At 70.2% G+C, this 16,740-nt stretch carries 14 protein-coding genes; 6 read left to right on the top strand and 8 right to left on the bottom strand.

The window, feature by feature from the left end; translation table 11 throughout:
* Positions 1-10: 10 nt before the first annotated feature.
* From L6E10_RS12575 to L6E10_RS12555, 5 genes are all read left to right on the top strand, one after another.
* A complete protein-coding gene (locus L6E10_RS12575) occupies positions 11-835 on the top strand; it encodes a glycosyltransferase (RefSeq protein WP_236219681.1) in 825 nt (274 codons plus the stop codon).
* Positions 835-2,169, top strand: a complete 1,335-nt coding sequence (locus L6E10_RS12570; protein WP_236219680.1) for an FAD-dependent oxidoreductase — start codon at positions 835-837, stop codon at positions 2,167-2,169. Before L6E10_RS12575 ends, L6E10_RS12570 begins: the two co-directional genes overlap by 1 nt.
* Positions 2,145-3,101 carry a lysyl oxidase family protein gene (locus tag L6E10_RS12565; protein WP_236219679.1) on the top strand — a complete coding sequence of 319 codons (957 nt, stop codon included), beginning with the start codon at positions 2,145-2,147 and terminating at the stop codon, positions 3,099-3,101. Before L6E10_RS12570 ends, L6E10_RS12565 begins: the two co-directional genes overlap by 25 nt.
* 374 nt (positions 3,102-3,475) lie before the next feature.
* Positions 3,476-4,570, top strand: coding sequence for a tryptophan dimethylallyltransferase family protein (locus tag L6E10_RS12560; protein ID WP_308102781.1), 1,095 nt, complete (start codon positions 3,476-3,478; stop codon positions 4,568-4,570).
* 11 nt (positions 4,571-4,581) lie between these two features.
* Entirely contained in the window at positions 4,582-5,943 is a 1,362-nt protein-coding gene (locus L6E10_RS12555; RefSeq protein WP_236219677.1) for a tryptophanase, read from the top strand.
* Positions 5,944-6,001: 58 nt separating this feature from the next.
* Here the strand turns inward: L6E10_RS12555 and L6E10_RS12550 are convergent, their stop codons facing one another.
* The 7 genes from L6E10_RS12550 to L6E10_RS12520 all read right to left on the bottom strand — a co-directional run bounded on the left by L6E10_RS12550 (position 6,002) and on the right by L6E10_RS12520 (position 15,578).
* On the bottom strand, positions 6,002-6,595 hold the full coding sequence (locus tag L6E10_RS12550; RefSeq protein ID WP_236219676.1) for an ATP/GTP-binding protein: 594 nt from the start codon (positions 6,593-6,595) through the stop codon (positions 6,002-6,004).
* Complete coding sequence (locus L6E10_RS12545; protein ID WP_090099341.1) at positions 6,576-6,956, bottom strand: DUF742 domain-containing protein; 381 nt, start codon at positions 6,954-6,956, stop codon at positions 6,576-6,578. The genes L6E10_RS12550 and L6E10_RS12545 overlap by 20 nt, the downstream gene beginning before the upstream one ends.
* Complete coding sequence (locus tag L6E10_RS12540; protein WP_090099343.1) at positions 6,953-7,390, bottom strand: roadblock/LC7 domain-containing protein; 438 nt, start codon at positions 7,388-7,390, stop codon at positions 6,953-6,955. Before L6E10_RS12540 ends, L6E10_RS12545 begins: the two co-directional genes overlap by 4 nt.
* A gap of 25 nt (positions 7,391-7,415) precedes the next feature.
* The gene (locus L6E10_RS12535; RefSeq protein ID WP_308102780.1) at positions 7,416-9,806 is read right to left on the bottom strand and encodes a nitrate- and nitrite sensing domain-containing protein; all 2,391 of its coding nucleotides are present in this window, start codon (positions 9,804-9,806) and stop codon (positions 7,416-7,418) included.
* 1,141 nt (positions 9,807-10,947) lie between these two features.
* A complete protein-coding gene (locus tag L6E10_RS12530) occupies positions 10,948-12,048 on the bottom strand; it encodes a serine hydrolase (RefSeq protein WP_236219675.1) in 1,101 nt (366 codons plus the stop codon).
* Positions 12,049-12,129: 81 nt separating this feature from the next.
* On the bottom strand, positions 12,130-12,798 hold the full coding sequence (locus tag L6E10_RS12525) for a phosphoribosylformylglycinamidine synthase subunit PurQ (protein ID WP_236219674.1): 669 nt from the start codon (positions 12,796-12,798) through the stop codon (positions 12,130-12,132).
* Positions 12,795-15,578 carry an AIR synthase-related protein gene (locus tag L6E10_RS12520; protein ID WP_236219673.1) on the bottom strand — a complete coding sequence of 928 codons (2,784 nt, stop codon included), beginning with the start codon at positions 15,576-15,578 and terminating at the stop codon, positions 12,795-12,797. The genes L6E10_RS12525 and L6E10_RS12520 overlap by 4 nt, the downstream gene beginning before the upstream one ends.
* Positions 15,579-15,758: 180 nt before the next feature.
* On the opposite strand from L6E10_RS12520, the gene L6E10_RS12515 reads away from it, so the two are divergent.
* Entirely contained in the window at positions 15,759-15,977 is a 219-nt protein-coding gene (locus L6E10_RS12515) for a hypothetical protein (protein WP_236219672.1), read from the top strand.
* Between the two features lie 40 nt (positions 15,978-16,017).
* On the opposite strand, the gene L6E10_RS12510 is transcribed toward L6E10_RS12515, so the two are convergent.
* Entirely contained in the window at positions 16,018-16,629 is a 612-nt protein-coding gene (locus tag L6E10_RS12510) for a TetR/AcrR family transcriptional regulator (RefSeq protein ID WP_236219671.1), read from the bottom strand.
* Between the last annotated feature and the right edge of the window lie 111 nt (positions 16,630-16,740).

Below are 16,740 nucleotides of genomic sequence, written 5' to 3'. Positions count from 1 at the left end.
GGGCGCCAGAGTGAGAGTCGACGAACACGGCATCCGGCATTCGTCCGGTGAACCGGTCGCCATCGTGCAGAAGCCGATCCGCACGTGCGGCGACGTCCACGTCGTCCTGCCCGCCTACAACGAGGCCGTGGCGCTGCCGTCGCTGCTGCGCCGCATCGCCGGCACCGACCTCGCCGACCGGATCACGGTCTGGGTCGTCGACGACGGCTCGTCCGACGGCACCGGCGACTGCGTGACCGGCGTGCGCGGGCTCGACGTCCGCCTGGTGCGCCACCCGGAGAACCTCGGCCTCGGCCAGGCCGTCCAATCAGGACTGCGGGCGGCGCTCGCGGAGGCGGAGCCGGACCACGTCCTGATCGTCATGGACGCCGACGACACGCACGACCCCGACGTGTTCCCCGCGCTGCTGGCCGAGATCGGCGCCGGCGCGGACGTCGTCATCTGCTCCCGGTTCGTCGAGGGCGGCGACGACTCGACGGCGCCGCGCTGGCGCCGGCTGCTCTCCCGCGGCGCCCGCGTCGTGTTCGGCAGGGTGCTGCACCTCGACGGGGTCCGGGACTTCACGAGCGGCTTCCGCGCGTACCGGGTGAGCCTGCTGCGCCGCGCCACCACGCACTGGGGCGAGCGGCTCGTCGAGGAGCGCGGCTTCGCCTGCATGGTCGAGCTCCTGCTCAAGCTGCGGCACTGCGGCCCGGTCGTCAGCGAGATCCCGATGCGGCTGCGCTACGACCGCAAGCCCGGCGCGAGCAAGCTCCGCCTCGGCCGCACGCTGGTGCAGTACACGCTCCTGCTCACGCGTGACCGCCTCGCGCCAGTTCCGTTCCGGAAGCTCTGATGGCCGCACGTGCGGTGGTGGTCGGCGGGGGCATCTGCGGTCTCGCCACGGCGCACCGGCTCGCCCGCGGGGGCGTGGCGGTGACGCTGCTCGAGGCGAGCGACCAGCTCGGCGGTCTCGGCACGTTCTTCACGTCGCGCGGCCGGACCGTGGAACGGTTCTACCACTGCGTGATGCCGACCGACGCGGCGCTGCTGGAACTGCTGGACGAGGTCGGCCTGCGCGAGAGCGTCGACTGGCGGCCGACCAGCATGGGCATGGTCGTCGACGGCACCCGCCACTCGTTCAACTCCGCGCTGGACCTGCTGCGGTTCACGCCGCTGGGCCTCGTGGACCGGCTGCGGTTCGGCGTGGTCTCGTTGCTGCTGCGCAGGCTGGGCAGGGGCAGGGACCTCGACCTGACGCGCACCGAGGACTGGTTGCGCGGCCTGTACGGCGACCGGATCTGGGAGGTGCTGCTCGCCCCGATGTTCGGCGCCAAGTTCGGCGCCGCGTTCGGCGACGTGCCCGCGCTGTACCTGTGGCAGCGCCTGGGCCGCGAGAGCAACGAGTCGGTCCGCGGCTACCCGGCGGGCGGCTACCGGAGCGTGATCGACGCGCTGAGGGCCTCGATCGAGGCGCACGGCGGAGAGGTCCGCACCTCGGCGCCGGTCGCGCGGCTCGAAGCCGGACCGGACCGGGTGGTCGTGACGCTGCCCGGCGGCGAGACGATCGAGGCGGACCACGCGGTCTCCACCGTGCCGCTGCCGTCGTTGCGGGCGATCGCCGACGCGGGCCTCGCCCCGCTGCTGCCCGAGGTCGAGCTGCCGTACCAGGGCGTGGTCAACGCGCTCTTCTTCCTCCGCAAGCCGCTGTCCGGTCACTACTGGGCGCCGGTGCTGCGTTCGGGCACGGACTTCGACGGCGTGATCGAGATGACGCCGCTCACCGGTTCGGAGCGCTACGACGACCGGCACCTGGTGTACGTCATGCACTACACCGGCCGGGAGTCCGCGCTGTACCTCGAGGACTCCGACAGCATCGCCCGCCGCTGGACCGAGCAGCTACTGAGTCTCCACAGTGGACTCACTGTGGACGACGTCGACGAGGTGCGCGTTTTCAAGGCGCCGTTCGTCGAACCGGTGTACCCGCTGGGCTACCTCACCCGGCGCCCGGCCGTCGTGGTCCCCGGCACCCGGCTGAGGCTCGCCACCACGGCCCACGTCTACCCCAACGTCACGAGCTGGAACTCGAGCGTCGAGCTCTCCCGCACCGTGACGGACGCGCTCCTGCGCGACGCCAGGAGCTCCCCGAACCAGGAGAACACCGCATGGCCGGCAGAATCGGCGCGGTGATCGCGGCACTCACGATCACCGCAGTCAACCTCGTTTCCTCGCAGCAGGTCCAGGCCGACCCGGCCCCCCTGCTGCCCGACCTCCGCCAGGCGCCCGTCGGCTGTCCGGGAGGCTTCTCCGGCTCGCCGCTGTCGTGCCGCGCCTGGGACGTGTGCCTCGTCGAGGACGCCTCGGCGCCGCGCGGCCAGTGCACGCACCGCGGCGGCCAGGCCAAGGCCGTCCGCCTGCGCTTCACGACGTCGATCGACAACGTCGGCGACGGCCCGCTGCTGCTGCACGCGCACCGCCCCAGCACCTCGACGCCGACGATGCGGGTGCGCCAGGCCGTTCAGTCCGGCGTGGACGGTTCGATCGCCGGCTCGTTCCCCGAGGCGCGGCGGGAGACGACGGCGAGCGCGTACTACGAGCCCGCCGCCTCGCACGAGCACTGGCACCTGCTCAGCTTCGAGTACTTCCAGCTGCGCACGCCCGACGGCGGCATCGTCGTGACCGACCGCAAGAACGGTTTCTGCATCGGCGACCGGTACACGGTCGACGACGTCCTCCTGAACAGGCCGTCGGACCCCGAGAGCCCGGCGGGCAAGCTCGCGCAGCGCCTCAAGGGCCACAAGTGCGAGCACCACAACCCGTCCGCCCTGGACGTCATCTTCGGGATCTCGGTCGGTTCCGGCGACGACTACAAGCACGACGTCGACTTCCAGTGGCTCGACCTCACGAACGTGAAATCCGGGACCTACGACGTCGTCAACGTCGTGAACGCCGACCGCGCGTTGCTGGAGAAGCGCTACGACAACAACGCGTCGGCGATCGCGATCTCCGTGCAGTGGCCGGGAGGGGCCGTGGAGCCCCCCAAGACGATCGAGGCCCCGCCCGTGGTCCGCATGATCCGCAGTTGTCCCGGCATGGAGCGGTGCGCCAAGTCGCGCTCCTGACCGGATTCGCACCAAGCCCCGAACGGGGGGTGTTCGCGCCCGCGAACACCCCCGTTTTCTTTTGTTCCGGAACAAACGGGCACCAAACGAACTCGATACCAGACGGTCCCTTATCGCACAACGCTCACTCTGTGAAACCGGAGTAGTCCGCGCATAGCACACTCATACTCGCGGACACAATTGCGCACGTCGACACCGGAAGCAGTCAAGTCAATAGCCCGAGCGGTGCAACCTTGGTCACAGGTCAGAGTGTCGCACGCAACCCCCTTGGCTCTTGACCTGGGCATGTGGCTGGTTGAGAGAATTCAGTTTGCGATTCCACTCCGTCAGGGATTGCACCCGACTGATTCCCGGCCGATCAGGAGTGCCCCATCTTGAGCGCGCCAGTCCCGTCTTTGCGCGATTTCGCCATTGGACAACTACACGACCTCCTGCGCGCCGCAGGTTTAGCGGAGTCAGCGGAAAGCGCGGCAAAACTGCTGGGTGAGGCATTGGGGCCCGGTGGTGGGCTGCCCCTCTCCGCGGTCCCCCATTGGCCCTCTTCCGTGGCCGACGACCACACTCCCGTCGAATTCTCGGTGGCTTTGGCCCGAAACGAGCACCCGGTCGTGCGGATGATCGTCGAGCCGCTCGCCGGGCAACCGGGCAAGCGGGCGAACCTGGGCGCCGCGCTCGACGTCCTCGACGGGCTGGCGGCGCGTCACCAGGTGCGACTCGGACTGCTCGACCGGGTGCGCGACCTGTTCCTGCCCGAAGACCCGCAGGGCGAGTTCGCGTTCTGGTACTCGCTGATCGTCGGGCGCGAGGCGGCTCCCGGGGTGAAGGTCTACCTCAACCCGGACGTGCGCGGCCGTGAGAGCGCGACCGCCCTGGTGGCCGAGGCGTTGGCGCGGCTGGGGCTCGACGCGGCGCTGCCGTCCGTCTCCCGGAACGCCCTGCGGCGCGACGGCCTCGACCGGTTCTCCTTCTTCGCCCTCGACCTCACCGACGAGAGCCGGGCGCGGGTGAAGACCTACGTCTCGCACGAGGACGCCGTGATCGCCGACGTGGTGCGCGCGGCGCAGGCCGCACCGGACGTGGACCCGGCGCTGCTGACCGACGTCTGCGAGATCGCCTGCGGCGGCGACGGTCCCTTCTCCCGCCGCCCGCTGATGTCGAGCTACACGTTCCTGTCCGGCGACACCGACCGGCCGAGCGGCTACTCCCTCTACATCCCGGTGCGGGACTACGTGCAGGACGACCTCGAGGCGTGCGAACGCGTGCTGTCGATCATGGTGAGGTGCGGCTTCGACCCCTCGCCGTTCTTCATGGCGCTGGCGAGCCTCGTCCGGCGGCCGCTCGGTGAAGGCGTCGGCCTGATCGCCCACGTCTCGCTGCGGCTCGGCAGACCCCGGCCGGGAGTCACGGTCTACCTGTCCTCCGAGGCGTACGCCGTGACGCCACCCCGCACCAGAGCACTGTCCGCTTAGAAAGGCAGCACGTGGAGCCGTACCGCATCAAGGTCGTCGAGCCCATTCCCATCACCACCCGCGAGTACCGGGAACGCCGATACGCCGAGGGCGGGTACAACCAGTTCAACCTCACCGCCGAGGACGTGACGATCGACCTGCTGAGCGACTCGGGCACCGGCGCGCTGTCGGCGGAGCAGCAGGCCGCCGGCATGCGCGGCGACGAGACGTACGCGGGCGCCCGGTCGTGGTTCCGGTTCCGCGAGGTCGCCGAGGAGCTGACCGGGTACACGCACATCTTCCCGGTGCACCAGGGCCGTGCCGCGGAACGGATCCTGTTCGGCGTGCTGCTGAAGCCGGGGCAGCTCTCGGTCGGCAACACGCACTTCGACACCACCCGCGCGAACGTGGAGCTGGCGGGCGGCGTCGTGCGCGACCTGCCCTGCCCGGAGGCCGCGGACCTCGACAGCGAGGCGCCGTTCAAGGGCGACATCGACCTCGTGGCGCTGGAGCGGACGCTGTCGGGGCCGGAGGACGTCGGCCTGGTGCTCATGACGATCACCAACAACGGCGGCGGCGGGCAGCCGGTGTCGATGGCGAACCTCAAGGCCGCGAGTGCGTTGTGCCGCAAGCACGGCGTGCCGTTCATCCTCGACGCCGCCCGGTTCGCCGAGAACGCCTGGCTCGTGACGCAGCGGGAGGAGGAGTACCGCGGCCACAGCCCGCGCGACGTCGCGAAGCTCGCGTTCCGGCTGGCCGACGGCTGTGTGGCGAGCCTGAAGAAGGACGGCATCGTCCACATCGGAGGCATGCTGGCGCTGCAGGACGCCGAACTCGCCAAGCAGTGCGAGCTCATGTTGATGGCCACCGAGGGTTTCCGCACGTACGGCGGGCTCTCCGGACGCGACCTGGACATGTGCGCGCAGGGCATGATCGAGGTGACCGACCCGCTGTACCTGCGCGAGCGGGCGGAGGCCACCGCCTACCTGGCGGAGTGCGCGCGGCAGGCCGGTGTCGACAGCGTGCGCCCGGCCGGCGTGCACGCGGTGTACCTCAACGCGGGCAGGCTGCTGCCGCACATCCCGCCGAGCAGGTTCACCGGCCACGCGCTCGCCTCGGAGCTCTACCTCGCGGGCGGCATCCGGTGCGCCGAGCTGGGTTCGCTCTACCTGGGTGAGATCGACGCGTCCGGTGAGCTGGTCACGCCGGCGCCGTTCGAGCTGGTGCGGCTCGCGATCCCCCGCCGGGTCTACACCCGCAGCCACCTGGAGTACGTGGCCGAGACGCTCGCGGGCATCGCCGCGAACGCCGAGGAGGTTCCCGGCTACCGGCTCGTCGAGGCACCGGCGATGCTCAGGCCGTTCCGGTGCCGGCTGGAGCAGGTCAGGCCGTAGCCCGGACACGGCTGAAGCCCTCGGTGGACGTCACCGAGGGCTTCAGCCGTCGAGGAGGTCAGGCCATGACGTCGAGCCGGTTCATCGCGTGCTCGATCACGCTGACGAGGACCTTCTTGCACGACTCGCGGTCGCGGGCGTCGCACAGCACCAGCGGCACGTTGTCCGAGACGTCGAGCGCCACGCGCATCTCCTGCGCCGTGTAGGAGTGGCTGCCCTCGAAGCAGTTCACCGCCACGATGAACGGGATCCTCCTGCGCTCGAAGAAGTCGATCGCGCCGAAACCCGCTTCGAGCCTGCGGGTGTCGACGAGGACGACCGCGCCGATCGAGCCGACCGCGAGCTCGTCCCACATGAACCAGAAGCGGTCCTGGCCTGGCGTGCCGAAGAGGTACAGCACGAGCTCGGAGCTGATCGTGATGCGGCCGAAGTCCAGCGCGACGGTGGTCGTGTTCTTGCCCTCGACGCCCGCGAGGTCGTCGATCTCCTCCCCCGCCTCGGTGAGCAGCTCCTCGGTCCGCAGCGGGGTGATCTCGCTGACGGCGCCGACCATCGTGGTCTTGCCGACGCCGAACCCACCGGCGATGACGATCTTGACGGAGGAGGGGACGGAGAGGTCCTCCCGCGCCTGCTCAGATTGCACGGACACCATCGAGCACCTTCTGGAGTAGGTTCATGTCCACCGGGACCGCCGTTCTGGACGGGTCGCGGGTGATGACGTCACCGCGCTGGATGAGGTCGCTCAGCAGCACCTTCACGACCACGAGCGGTGCGTGCAGGTAGGCGGCGACCTCCGCGACGGAGAGCGGTTTCCGGCAGAGCTTGATGATCTCCAGGTGCTCGACCGAGAGCGTGCCCTGCTCGGAGTTCGTGCGGAGCGCCCTGACCTGGGTCGTGAGGGTCAGGTCCTCGCCCGCGGGCTTGGGCCTCGTGCGACCGCTCACCATGGCGTAGGGGCGGACCATGGGGCCCGCCGCCTCGTCGTACCACCAGTCGCCGGAGTGCTGGCTCATGACAGGCCAAGCGGGTTGGGCATCCGCGGCGACGCCAGTGTTCGGGGCGCCGACGACAGGTAGGCGCCCACGCGCTTCACGAGCATGTTCATCTCGTAGGCGATCATGCCCATGTCCGCGTCCTCGTCACCGACGACCGCGAGGCAGGCGCCCTGGCCCGCCGCGGTGACGAACAGGTGCGCGCGCTCCATCTCCACGATGGTCTGCCGGACCTGTCCACCCCCGAAGTGCCGTCCGGTGCCCCTGGCGAGGCTCTGGAAGGCCGAGGCCATCGCCGAGAGGTGGTCGGAGTCGTCCTTGGACAGCTCGGGCGATCGGGCGAGCAGCAGGCCGTCCGCGGAGAGCACCACCGCGTGCCGGGCGCCGACCACTCTCGCGACGAGGTCTTCCAGCAGCCAGTTGAGCTCGGGATGCCCGCCGGTCAGGTCGTCCACGGAAATAGCCCTTTCAGTGTCGTAATCACGGTTCCACGACGTCGTCCGCCTGGCGGGCGTCACGCGTGCCACGCTGGAAGGCGGACATGCCGTTGCGGGTTCGTTCCGCCCGTTCCTCGGGGTTGAACTCGGCGAGGTCGGGCATCGGCTGGAGGTCGTCGTTGGCCAGCTGGGGCACGAGGTGCTGCTGCCGCCTGCGGCGCGGCAGCTCCGGCCTGGTGTCCTGTCGCGTCGTCTTCTCACCTTCCGCCGGGTCGCCGGTCGGCCACGCACCGGCCAGGCGGTCTTCCCGGGGCAGCTCGATGTGACCGCTGCTGCTGTCCAGGTCCCCTTCCGGGCCTGGGGCCCCGCCGTTTCCCACTGCCCTCCCGGTCCAGAACTCGTTGAGCTGGAAGGTCTCGGTGGGACGGGAGTCCTGCGCGAGGTCGCCCTGCATCGGAACCGAGGGCTCCACCGCGGGGACGGTCTCCGCCGGCGCGACGGCCTGCTGGAGCGCCTGCTGCCGGAAAGAGGGCTTGGGCATCTGGGTCGTGTCGACCGGTTCCACCACGCCCGCCTCGCCGACGACCAGCTCGGACGGGATGAGCACCAGCGCGATCGTGCCGCCGGACGGGCAGTCCCGCAGCTCGACCCGGACGTGGCGGCGCGCGGCGAGGCGCGCGACGACGAACAGGCCCAGGCGGGACTCGCCGCGCAGGCGCATCGCCTCGAAGTCGGGCGGCGCGGCCAGCATCTTGTTGTGCTGATCGCGGTCCTCGCTCTTGATGCCGAGACCGTGGTCCTCGATCTCGATCACGAGGCCCTGCGGGACCTCGCTGCTGTGGATCTCGACCTGCGAGCGCGGCGAGGAGAACGAGGTCGCGTTGTCCACGAGCTCGGCGATCAGGTGGATGATGTCCGCGACCGCGGCGCCGACCAGCGCCACCTCGGGCACCGGGTTCACCTTCACGCGGGCGTACTGCTCGGTCTCCGCGACGGCGGCGCGCACGACGTCGAGCATGCGCACGGGCTTGCGCCACTGCCGGCCCGGCTGCTCACCGGTCAGGATGATCAGGTTCTCGGCGTTGCGGCGGGCGCGGGTCGCCAGGTGGTCGAGCTGGAAGAACGCGTCGAGGTGGTCGGGGTTCTCCTCCTCGCGCTCCAGCTTGTCGAGGATCTTGAGCTGGCGGTGCACCAGACCCTGGTTGCGGCGCGCGATGTCGAGGAAGACCCGGTTCACGCCCTCCCGCGTCTGGCTCTCCTTCACCGCCGCGGCGACGGCGGTGTACTGCGCGGCGTTGAACGCGTCGGCCACCTGGCCGATCTCGTCGTTGCCGTAGTCGAGCGCGGGGACCTCGGCGGCGACGTCGACGTGCTTGCCGTCGCGCAGCCGTTCGACGATGTCGGGCAGCCGTTCGTGGGCGAGCTTGAGCGAGTCGCTCTTCAGGCTCGTCAGACGCACGATCAACGCCTTGTTGACCAGGCGGTTCGACACGCGGACGGCGACGAGGATGCCGACGATGACGGCGATCAGGGCGACGAGGCTGCCGATCAGCACCGAGGTGAACTTGGCCTTGCCGTTCGCCATGGCGAGGTTCACGGCGCCGTTGGACTGCTCCTCGACCATGGTGGTGAGCTCGGTGGACACCGCCCGGCTCGCGTTCTCCCAGTCGGCCAGCGTGACCTGGTTGCCGATGGGCCGCTCCGCGACCTGCAGCAGGCGGTTCTCCATGGTCGCCAGCTGCTGCCACTGCGGGCTCGCGACGATCCGCTTGTAGTGGTCGCGCACCTCGGGCAGCACGAACGGCTCCATGCCGACCAGCGCGGACCGGTAGGACCCGACCAGCTGGGCGAACTCGCGGTGCTCCTCGGGCGTGAACCTGCCGGCCGACAGCGCGGCGGCCGCCACCGAGCCGGACCGCGACATCGAGTCGACGGCCTGGAACGACTGGGGCGCGAGCAGCGCGGCCGTCACGGTCTCGGCGTCCGGCACGATGCGGGCCTGCGTCGTGAACAGCGAGGCACCGGAGTCCAGCAGGCTGTTGTAGTAGCGGTAGACCTCGTCCTTGGACGCGGCGCCCGACTCGAGGCGCGCCCGCACGTCGGGGAGCTGGTCCAGCAGGCCGTTGAGCTTGCCGATCCCGTCGACGACCTCCTGCGGCGCCTGGGAGGCGAGCTCGCTGAACGCCGTCTTCATCTTCGCGAGGTCGGCGTCGGTCTCCGACTGCTGCTTCGCGAGCGCCGTCGTGCCCGTGCCGGGACGGCTCAGGCTCGTCATGCTGAGCTCGCGTTCCTTCTGCAGCGACGCGAAGGACTGGACGGCCGGGATCGACGCGTCCTTCACACCGGAGGCGACCAGCTGGAGGTACAGCCCCTCGAACACCGTGTAGGACGAGAACAGCGCCCACATGGCCAGGAGGACGATGCTGGGAACCACCACGACACCAGTGAGCCGGGAACGAATTGTCTTGTAATTCGTGTCCGGCACGTTCTTACGCTTCACAACGCTCCACGACCACCCGAATTGGCGACGGAAAGATAGCACTGCAAGATCAGCATGATCAACAGCGATGATCTTGAGGGGTGTGTGCAGACTACTCAGTCCCATGACCATCGCAACACCCCCCATGGCGAGGTTCGCTCGGTCCGGGGGAACCGCCGTTGTGGCGCGGGAACGCGCTCCCGCTGGTCAAGGGCACTCCGACCGAGCGGGCGAACCGGCCTTTCCCGAACCGGTCCCCGGAAACGCGGCGGCTAATCACCGGCAACTTGACAACGACATACCCGGACGTTCCAGCGGGACGCAGCACGTCCGGGCGTCGCTTTCCGTCACTGCGTCCTATTGGTGAATTCGCGTGCCGAACACCGCGACTCAGCGTGATCGCCGCAGTTCATTCGCCGGTCACGATGGGGCGGACCGGCCTGCGGGCGGTGGCGCCGGATGGCCGTGGCGCCACTCGGCGTACGCACGAACGCCGGTCCGCCGCCTGGAGTCCGGCGCGCCGCCGGAGAAGGTCGCAGTGGTCTCCGCCACAGAACGGTCCGGATTTCGCCGTTTTCGGCCCGCTTTTCGTCCGCTCGTGTCATTGACCGGACGCCCGATCACCTGTCCTTCCGCGAACAGGTGCTGATTCGTCCATTGACGATCGATTTCGTCGATTGCCCGCTTCGAGATGGAATCCGCCGTGGCGCGGCCCCCTTTCCGGGACGCCGATCCGCACCTCACTCGTTCTCACCCCGAGTGACGGCGGTAATCCACCGGAGCGGGTGATCACCACCCGTCCGCACAACGGGTGAATCGAGCCGGGCAACCGTGTTCCCACAGTTGAACAGTGCTTTTTCGACGGTCCACAGTGGAAATCCATGGTGCCTGGGACGGCGGTTCGGCCTTATGGGGGACCGCGGGTGCCACTACCGTGAGTAGGTGCTCACAGCGCGAGGCCGACGAGGTGCCGGAGGTGCTGGGCCTTCGCGCGATGAGGGTGTCGCCTCCGGACAGTTCGCCGGGCGCACGAAGGGGTGACTCGCGCGCCCGGCGAGCCCTCACGACGTGGACTCCCCCGGCAAGCGTGACGGGATCAAGGCCGATCAACCGCGGGGCTGGTCGCCGCGTTCGCGATCCGCAGGGTCATCTGCTGCTGCGTGGCGTCCCGCGCCACCGGCGTGAACGAGTACGCGATCCGCCGCTGCCGGTCCCGCGTCGAGAACAGGCCCGCGTTGTAGCCGTACTGCTCCCCCGTCTTGCCCCACACCTCGACGCCGTTGATCGTGAACGTCTGGAGCCCCGTGCTGTACGCGGCCTTGCGACCGTCCACCATGGATACGTCCGGCAACGTGAACATCTTGTCCAGCACCGGAGCAGGCAGCAGTTCGCCGCCGAAGAGCCCCTCGGCGAACCGGGTGAGGTCGCCGGTGGTGGAGATCATGTCGCCCTCGCCGTAGGACTTCGACGTGTTGAACTCGCTCACGTCGACCAGCCCCCTGCCCGGCACGTCCAGGTAGCCGTGGACGTGGGCGCCGCGGATCCTGGTCTCGTACCGGCCCGGCACGTAGGTCCTGGTGAGGCCCAGCGGACGGGCGATGCGCTTCTCGACCTCGTGGCCGTAGCCGTGGCCGGTGACCTTCTCGACGACCATCGCGGCGAGCACGTAGTTGATGCCCCGGTACTCCTGCCTCGTACCGGGGGTGAAGATCGGCTCGACGGCGGGGATCATCTTCAGCCGCCGGTCGGGCGCGTACCGGTCCCAGCGGTGCTCGAGCACCTTCTCCGGCGTGCCGAGGTCGGGAAAGCCGACCTCGTACGGGATGCCGCTGGTGTGGTCGAGCAGGTGACCGACCTCCACGTCCCGCAACGCCTCCGGCAAGGCGGGCAGGTGCTGCCGGACGGGAGTCCGCAGGTCGAGCCTGCCCTCGGCGACCAGTTGCAGGGCCACCGTCGCGACGAACACCTTGGTGACGCTGCCGATCCGGAACCGGTCGTCCGGCCGGACCGCGCACCGCGTCCGCCGGTCCGCGACCCCCGCGGTGCCGTACCACTCGCCCGCACTGCCGGACACCCGCAGCTGAGCCGACGTGGCCGCCGGGTTCTCCAGGTCGGAGATGGCCGCCTGCAGCAGCTCCGGCTGTGGCGGCGGTAGGGGCGAGAGCGCGACCACGGCCGCGACCAGGAGTGTTTTCACGATCACGAACTTGCCGTGGCCGCCGGACCGCGGCCATGGTGCCGGCCCCCGCGTGCGCGGTGGGGCCGGCACCAGGAACCACTACCTGACCGCGCGCACGCCGTTCTCGAAGAACGCCAGGCGCACCTCGCGGTCGACCGCCCGCTCGGGGTGGTCCATGAGCCCGAACGCGAGCCCGTCGGCGCTCGTGACCCCCGCGATGTCCTCGAACGACCCGTCGGGGTTCGAGTCCTTCTCGTACCGCAGCGCGACGCGGTAGCCGGAGGTCTCGCTGCCCGGGTCGAACCGGCCCTCGCCGTGCGCGCACGGGAAGGTCAGCGTCTGACCGCCGAGGCCGGTGAGCCACGGGCTGTCGTTGTCGCCGTCGACGACGTGCCGCTGGTTCTCCTCGTTGCGGAACGTGCCGGCGCTGTTGACCTTCAGGCCCACCTTGCCGAAGCAGCCGCCGCGCACCGCGATCTGGAACCCGTTGCAGATGCCGATCAGCGGACGGGTGCGGCACGTCTCGAACTGGTCCGCGAGGTGGCTGCGCAGCAGCACCGACGCGACGGCGCCGCCGCCCAGGTGGTCGCCGAACGAGAACCCACCGGGGATGCAGAGGATATCGGCGTCGTCGAGCCGCTCGGTGCCCGCCAGCAGGTCGGCCGCGAACCGCAGCCGCGGCTCCGCACCCACCTCGGCGAACGCTCGGACGGTCTCCTCCTGGCAGTTGGTGCCGGGCAGGTACAGGACGTTGACGGTCGGCTTCATGCGATCCTCGCCGTGAACGAGTTGAGCCAGCCGTCGCGCGCGGCCGGGGCGAACAGGTCGATGCCTTCGAGCACGATCCCGGTGCCCTCCAGCGTGCCTTCGAGCGTGCCGAGGACGACCGGCGAGAGCTCGGCGGGCAGGGCGGCGACGTCGTCGGGGGCGACCTCGACGACGGCGCCGACGCGGTGCTCGGCGAAGAGCGACTCGGTCGTCCCCGACTCCAGCTTCACGCCGATGCCGCTGGCCAGCGCGCCCTGGGCGAGCGTGGCCGCGACGCCGCCGGCGCCGATGCGGGCACCGCTGCGCAGCAGGTTCCTGCTCGCGGCGAGCGCGGTCAGGTAGCTGTCGACGGCGGGGAGCTCGAGGTCGTCGAGGGCGCCGGCGGGCAGGCTCAGCTTGCGCGCGGCGACCGTGCCGACCGGGGACGGCGTCTCCAGGCCGACGCGCACGAGCACGTTGCCCGGCGTGGTCCACTGCTCGCGCAGCAGCCGGTCGGTGTGCGGGACCTTGCCGAGAGCGGACAGGAACACCGCGGGCGGAACGCTGACCAGGCCCTCGTCGGTCTGCACCGAGCCCGCGGAGGAGTCCTTGCCCGAGATCAGCGGCACGCCGAAGTGGCGGACCAGGCCGGCCAGCTCGTCGACCATGCCGACGAGCCACTCGCGCCAGTGCGGGGACAGGTGCGGGGTGTAGAAGTTGTCGCACATGCAGATGTCCTTCACCTCGACGCCCGCGAGCACCTGGCCCGCGATGGCCGAGCAGAACATCTGGCGCGTGGCGGCGACCGGGTCCGCGTCGAACATCCACGGGTTGAACGCGGTGTTCAGCACGGCGGCGGCGGGCGATCCCGCGACCGGCGTGCCCGCCCAGTAGGCCGTCCGCACCGAGTGCACGGTGCCGTAGTGCGGGCCGTACCAGGTGTTGCCCTGGACCGTGGAGTCGTACTGCGAGTCGGCGTAGTGCTGTGAGGCCACCTCGGCGTCGGCGACGACGTCCTCCAGCAGCCCGGCGAGCTGCGTGGGCGCGAGCTCCGGCCACTCGGGAACGCCCGCCGGGCGCGGCGGCGGGCCGACCTCGACCCGTTCGACCTCGAGGTCGAGCAGGTCGTAGGCCACGTCGAAGCCGGTTTCGCCCTGGTGGGCGGGGACGGCGTCCGGCGCGGAGGCGATGAGGGCCTCCTCGGTCAGGTCCGGGGCGTGGAACACGTGGTAGCGACCCGTGTCCGCGAACCGGCCGATGACCGTCGAGCGCACCATGTGCTTGTCGAGGATCTTCTTCGCCCGCTCCTGGTGCTCCGGCGGCACGGCGAGCAGCATCCGTTCCTGCGACTCCGACAGCAGGATCCGCCACATCGGCAGCGCCGCGGTCTTCAGCGGCACCAGCGCGGTGTTGATCCACACGCCGCACGCCTCGCCGATCTCACCGACGGCGCTGTTCAGGCCCGCGCCACCGACGTCGGTCAGCGCGCTCAGGCAGCCCTCCTCGCGCAGCTCGACCAGCGCCTTGCGGAACTTGACCTGCTCCAGCGGCGCGCCGATCTGCACGGCCGCGGTGTCCATCGTGGCGCCGGCGGAGCTCGCGGACGCGCCGTGGATGCCCTCGTTGCCGGTCAGGCCGCCGATGAGCACGACGAAGTCGCCGGGCTTCGGGGTGCCGCGCTGCGCCGCCGACACCGGCAGCAGGCCGATGCTGCCGCCGAGCGCGAACGGCTTGGCGCGGTACGCCGGGTGGAACGTCATGCGCGACGACATCATCGGCACGCCGAAGGTGTTGCCGTACTCCTTGATCGCGCGGATCGTCTCGCCGGCGAGCCTGCGCGCGTCCGGACGGCCCTTGATCGGCGCGGGCGCCTCGGGCTCGCCGATCGCCGTGTACTCGAAGCTGCCGATCGGGTCGGCGGACAGGCCCGTGCCGAGGATGTCGCGCAGCACGCCGCCGAGCTTCGTGAGCTGTCCGAAGTAGCCGGAGATCGCCGACGGGCCGTTGTGCGTCTCGGCCTTGATCGCGATGGCGTGGCCCTCGTAGAAGTCCCAGACGCCCGCGTTGTCGTGGAACATGCTCAGCACGTTCGGGTTGTCCACGTCCTTCGCGGCTTGGACCAGCCTGCCGAGCAGGCTGCCCAGCGACTTCCAGGTCGTGTGGGCGCAGTGGTCGCTCCAGCGCGCGTCCAGGGCCTCCAGCAGGACGTCGGTGACGTGCTCGTCGCCGAGCGTCACCTGGACGTGCTGCACGTGCTTCATCTGGGCGAGCGAGAGGTTGCGGCCCCCGGCGGTGCCGAGCTCGGCGAGCGCCGCGTCGTCGAGTCCGCGCAGGTCGAACTTCGCGGCCGACTCGTAGTGCCCCTGCGGCACGAGGGTGTCGTAGTGCGGTTCCTCGTCGTGCAGCTCTTCGATCGTCGCGTTGAACCGGGTGGCGACGACGAGGTCGCGCAGCCGCGGCGAAGCGGACCTGTAGCTGGTCGCGACCTTGCCCGCGCGCGCCTTGACGCCGAGCAGGGCGCACACGGTGATGATCGAGTCGCTCTCGTTGTCGACGACGCCGCGCTTGTAGGCGACCTGCACGGCGCCGGGCTCGAGCGGCTGGTCCACCGAGACCTCGACGTCGAGCTGGTCACCGAGCACCTGCGCGACGGCGGTCAGCGCGGCGGGCTCGGGCGCACCCTCGAACTCGACGTAGTAGTCGCGCCACACCTCTAGGTCGTCGAGCTCCCACGATCGGCCGAGCTCGCGGATGTCGGGCTCCGCGACACCCGCGGAGCGAACCGAGAACTTGTGGATCAACAATCCTCCTGGAGCTGAACGGTCGGGAGCAATTGTCCTGGGCGGCGACCGCGCCCCTGGAAGCACCCGTGCAACCAGGCGAGGCCGCGCTACGACACATGCAGCACCCTAGGCGTTGACCACAGCACGACTCGAATTCACGGTGAGCGACGAGCGTCACTCACCGGTCCGGGGGACCACGTGGACCAGCACGACCTGTCCTGGGCGGACGCCGGTCCCGGCCCGTTCCTCGACGAGATCTTCACGCTCGTGTTCGTCCGCGACCTGGACCCGCCGGAGGCGCTGCGCCGGGCAGGCGGTCTGACGGCCGCCCGCCGCGGCGACCCGGTGGTCCTCACCCCGGAGAGCGACCTGGGCCGGCACGTCCGCGAGTGGCCGGCGCCAACGGGACACCCCTGACCGCACCGGGACGGTGCGAGACCCATCGCCCGCCGGGCGGTCACAGCTTCTTGAGCCGCCGCCGGTTGACCGCCAGCACCTCGTCCGACAGGTCGGGGGCGGCGTCGGCGACCGCCCGGGAGAGGACCAGCGCGCCGACCATCTGGCTGAACATCGCCACCGCGCGCTCGCGGGCCTCGGCGGCACCGAGCTCGGCGCCGGACTGGCGTGCGCGGTCGAGCAGCATGTCCGTGATGGCGGCGAGGTAGCCGTCGAGTCCGCGCCGGTACTCGGTCTGGGCGGCGGCGCCGTGGCGGCTGGCGTCGGTGACGAAGGCAGCCGAGGCGCAGCCGATCTCCGGATGGTCGCGGTGCTCGGCGTTGACGTACTCGTCGACCATGTCGTGCAGGGCCGCGCGCGCCGAGCGGGGATGCGCTTCGCGGATGGCGCCGAGCGCCGCCAGCGAGTCGGTGAAGCCCTGGTGGAGGACTTCGAGAGCGAGGTCGTCCTTCGAGGCGAAGTGGTTGTAGAACCCGCCGTGCGTCATGCCGGCCGACTTCATCAGCTCCTCGATGCCGACGCCGTCGATGCCGCGCAGCCGGAATCCCGCGCCGGCGGCGTTGACGATCTTCTCGCGATTGAGCCGCTTCTGCTCTTGCGTGATGCGGGGCACGCCGACCACCTTCCTGGCGAGATCGCTTCCGATGATAGCCATCATCAAACCGGGCGTCCACGGGGAGGAGTCCGGCTTGACAGTCAATGATGACGTCCACAATCATAATTA

Source organism: Lentzea sp. CC55, assembly GCF_021056325.1.
GTDB classification, from domain to species: domain Bacteria; phylum Actinomycetota; class Actinomycetes; order Mycobacteriales; family Pseudonocardiaceae; genus Lentzea; species Lentzea jiangxiensis.
The sequence above is the reverse complement of the archived record's forward strand: the minus strand, read 5'-3'. Positions and strand labels throughout refer to the sequence as shown.

Coding starts and splice junctions, on each gene's coding strand:
- L6E10_RS12570 (WP_236219680.1), top strand. CDS start 835: ATGGCCGCACGTGCGGTGGTGGTCGGCGGGGGCATCTGCGGTCTCGCC.
- L6E10_RS12525 (WP_236219674.1), bottom strand. CDS start 12,798: ATGAAGCCGACCGTCAACGTCCTGTACCTGCCCGGCACCAACTGCCAG.
- L6E10_RS12565 (WP_236219679.1), top strand. CDS start 2,145: ATGGCCGGCAGAATCGGCGCGGTGATCGCGGCACTCACGATCACCGCA.
- L6E10_RS12545 (WP_090099341.1), bottom strand. CDS start 6,956: ATGAGCCAGCACTCCGGCGACTGGTGGTACGACGAGGCGGCGGGCCCC.
- L6E10_RS12550 (WP_236219676.1), bottom strand. CDS start 6,595: ATGGTGTCCGTGCAATCTGAGCAGGCGCGGGAGGACCTCTCCGTCCCC.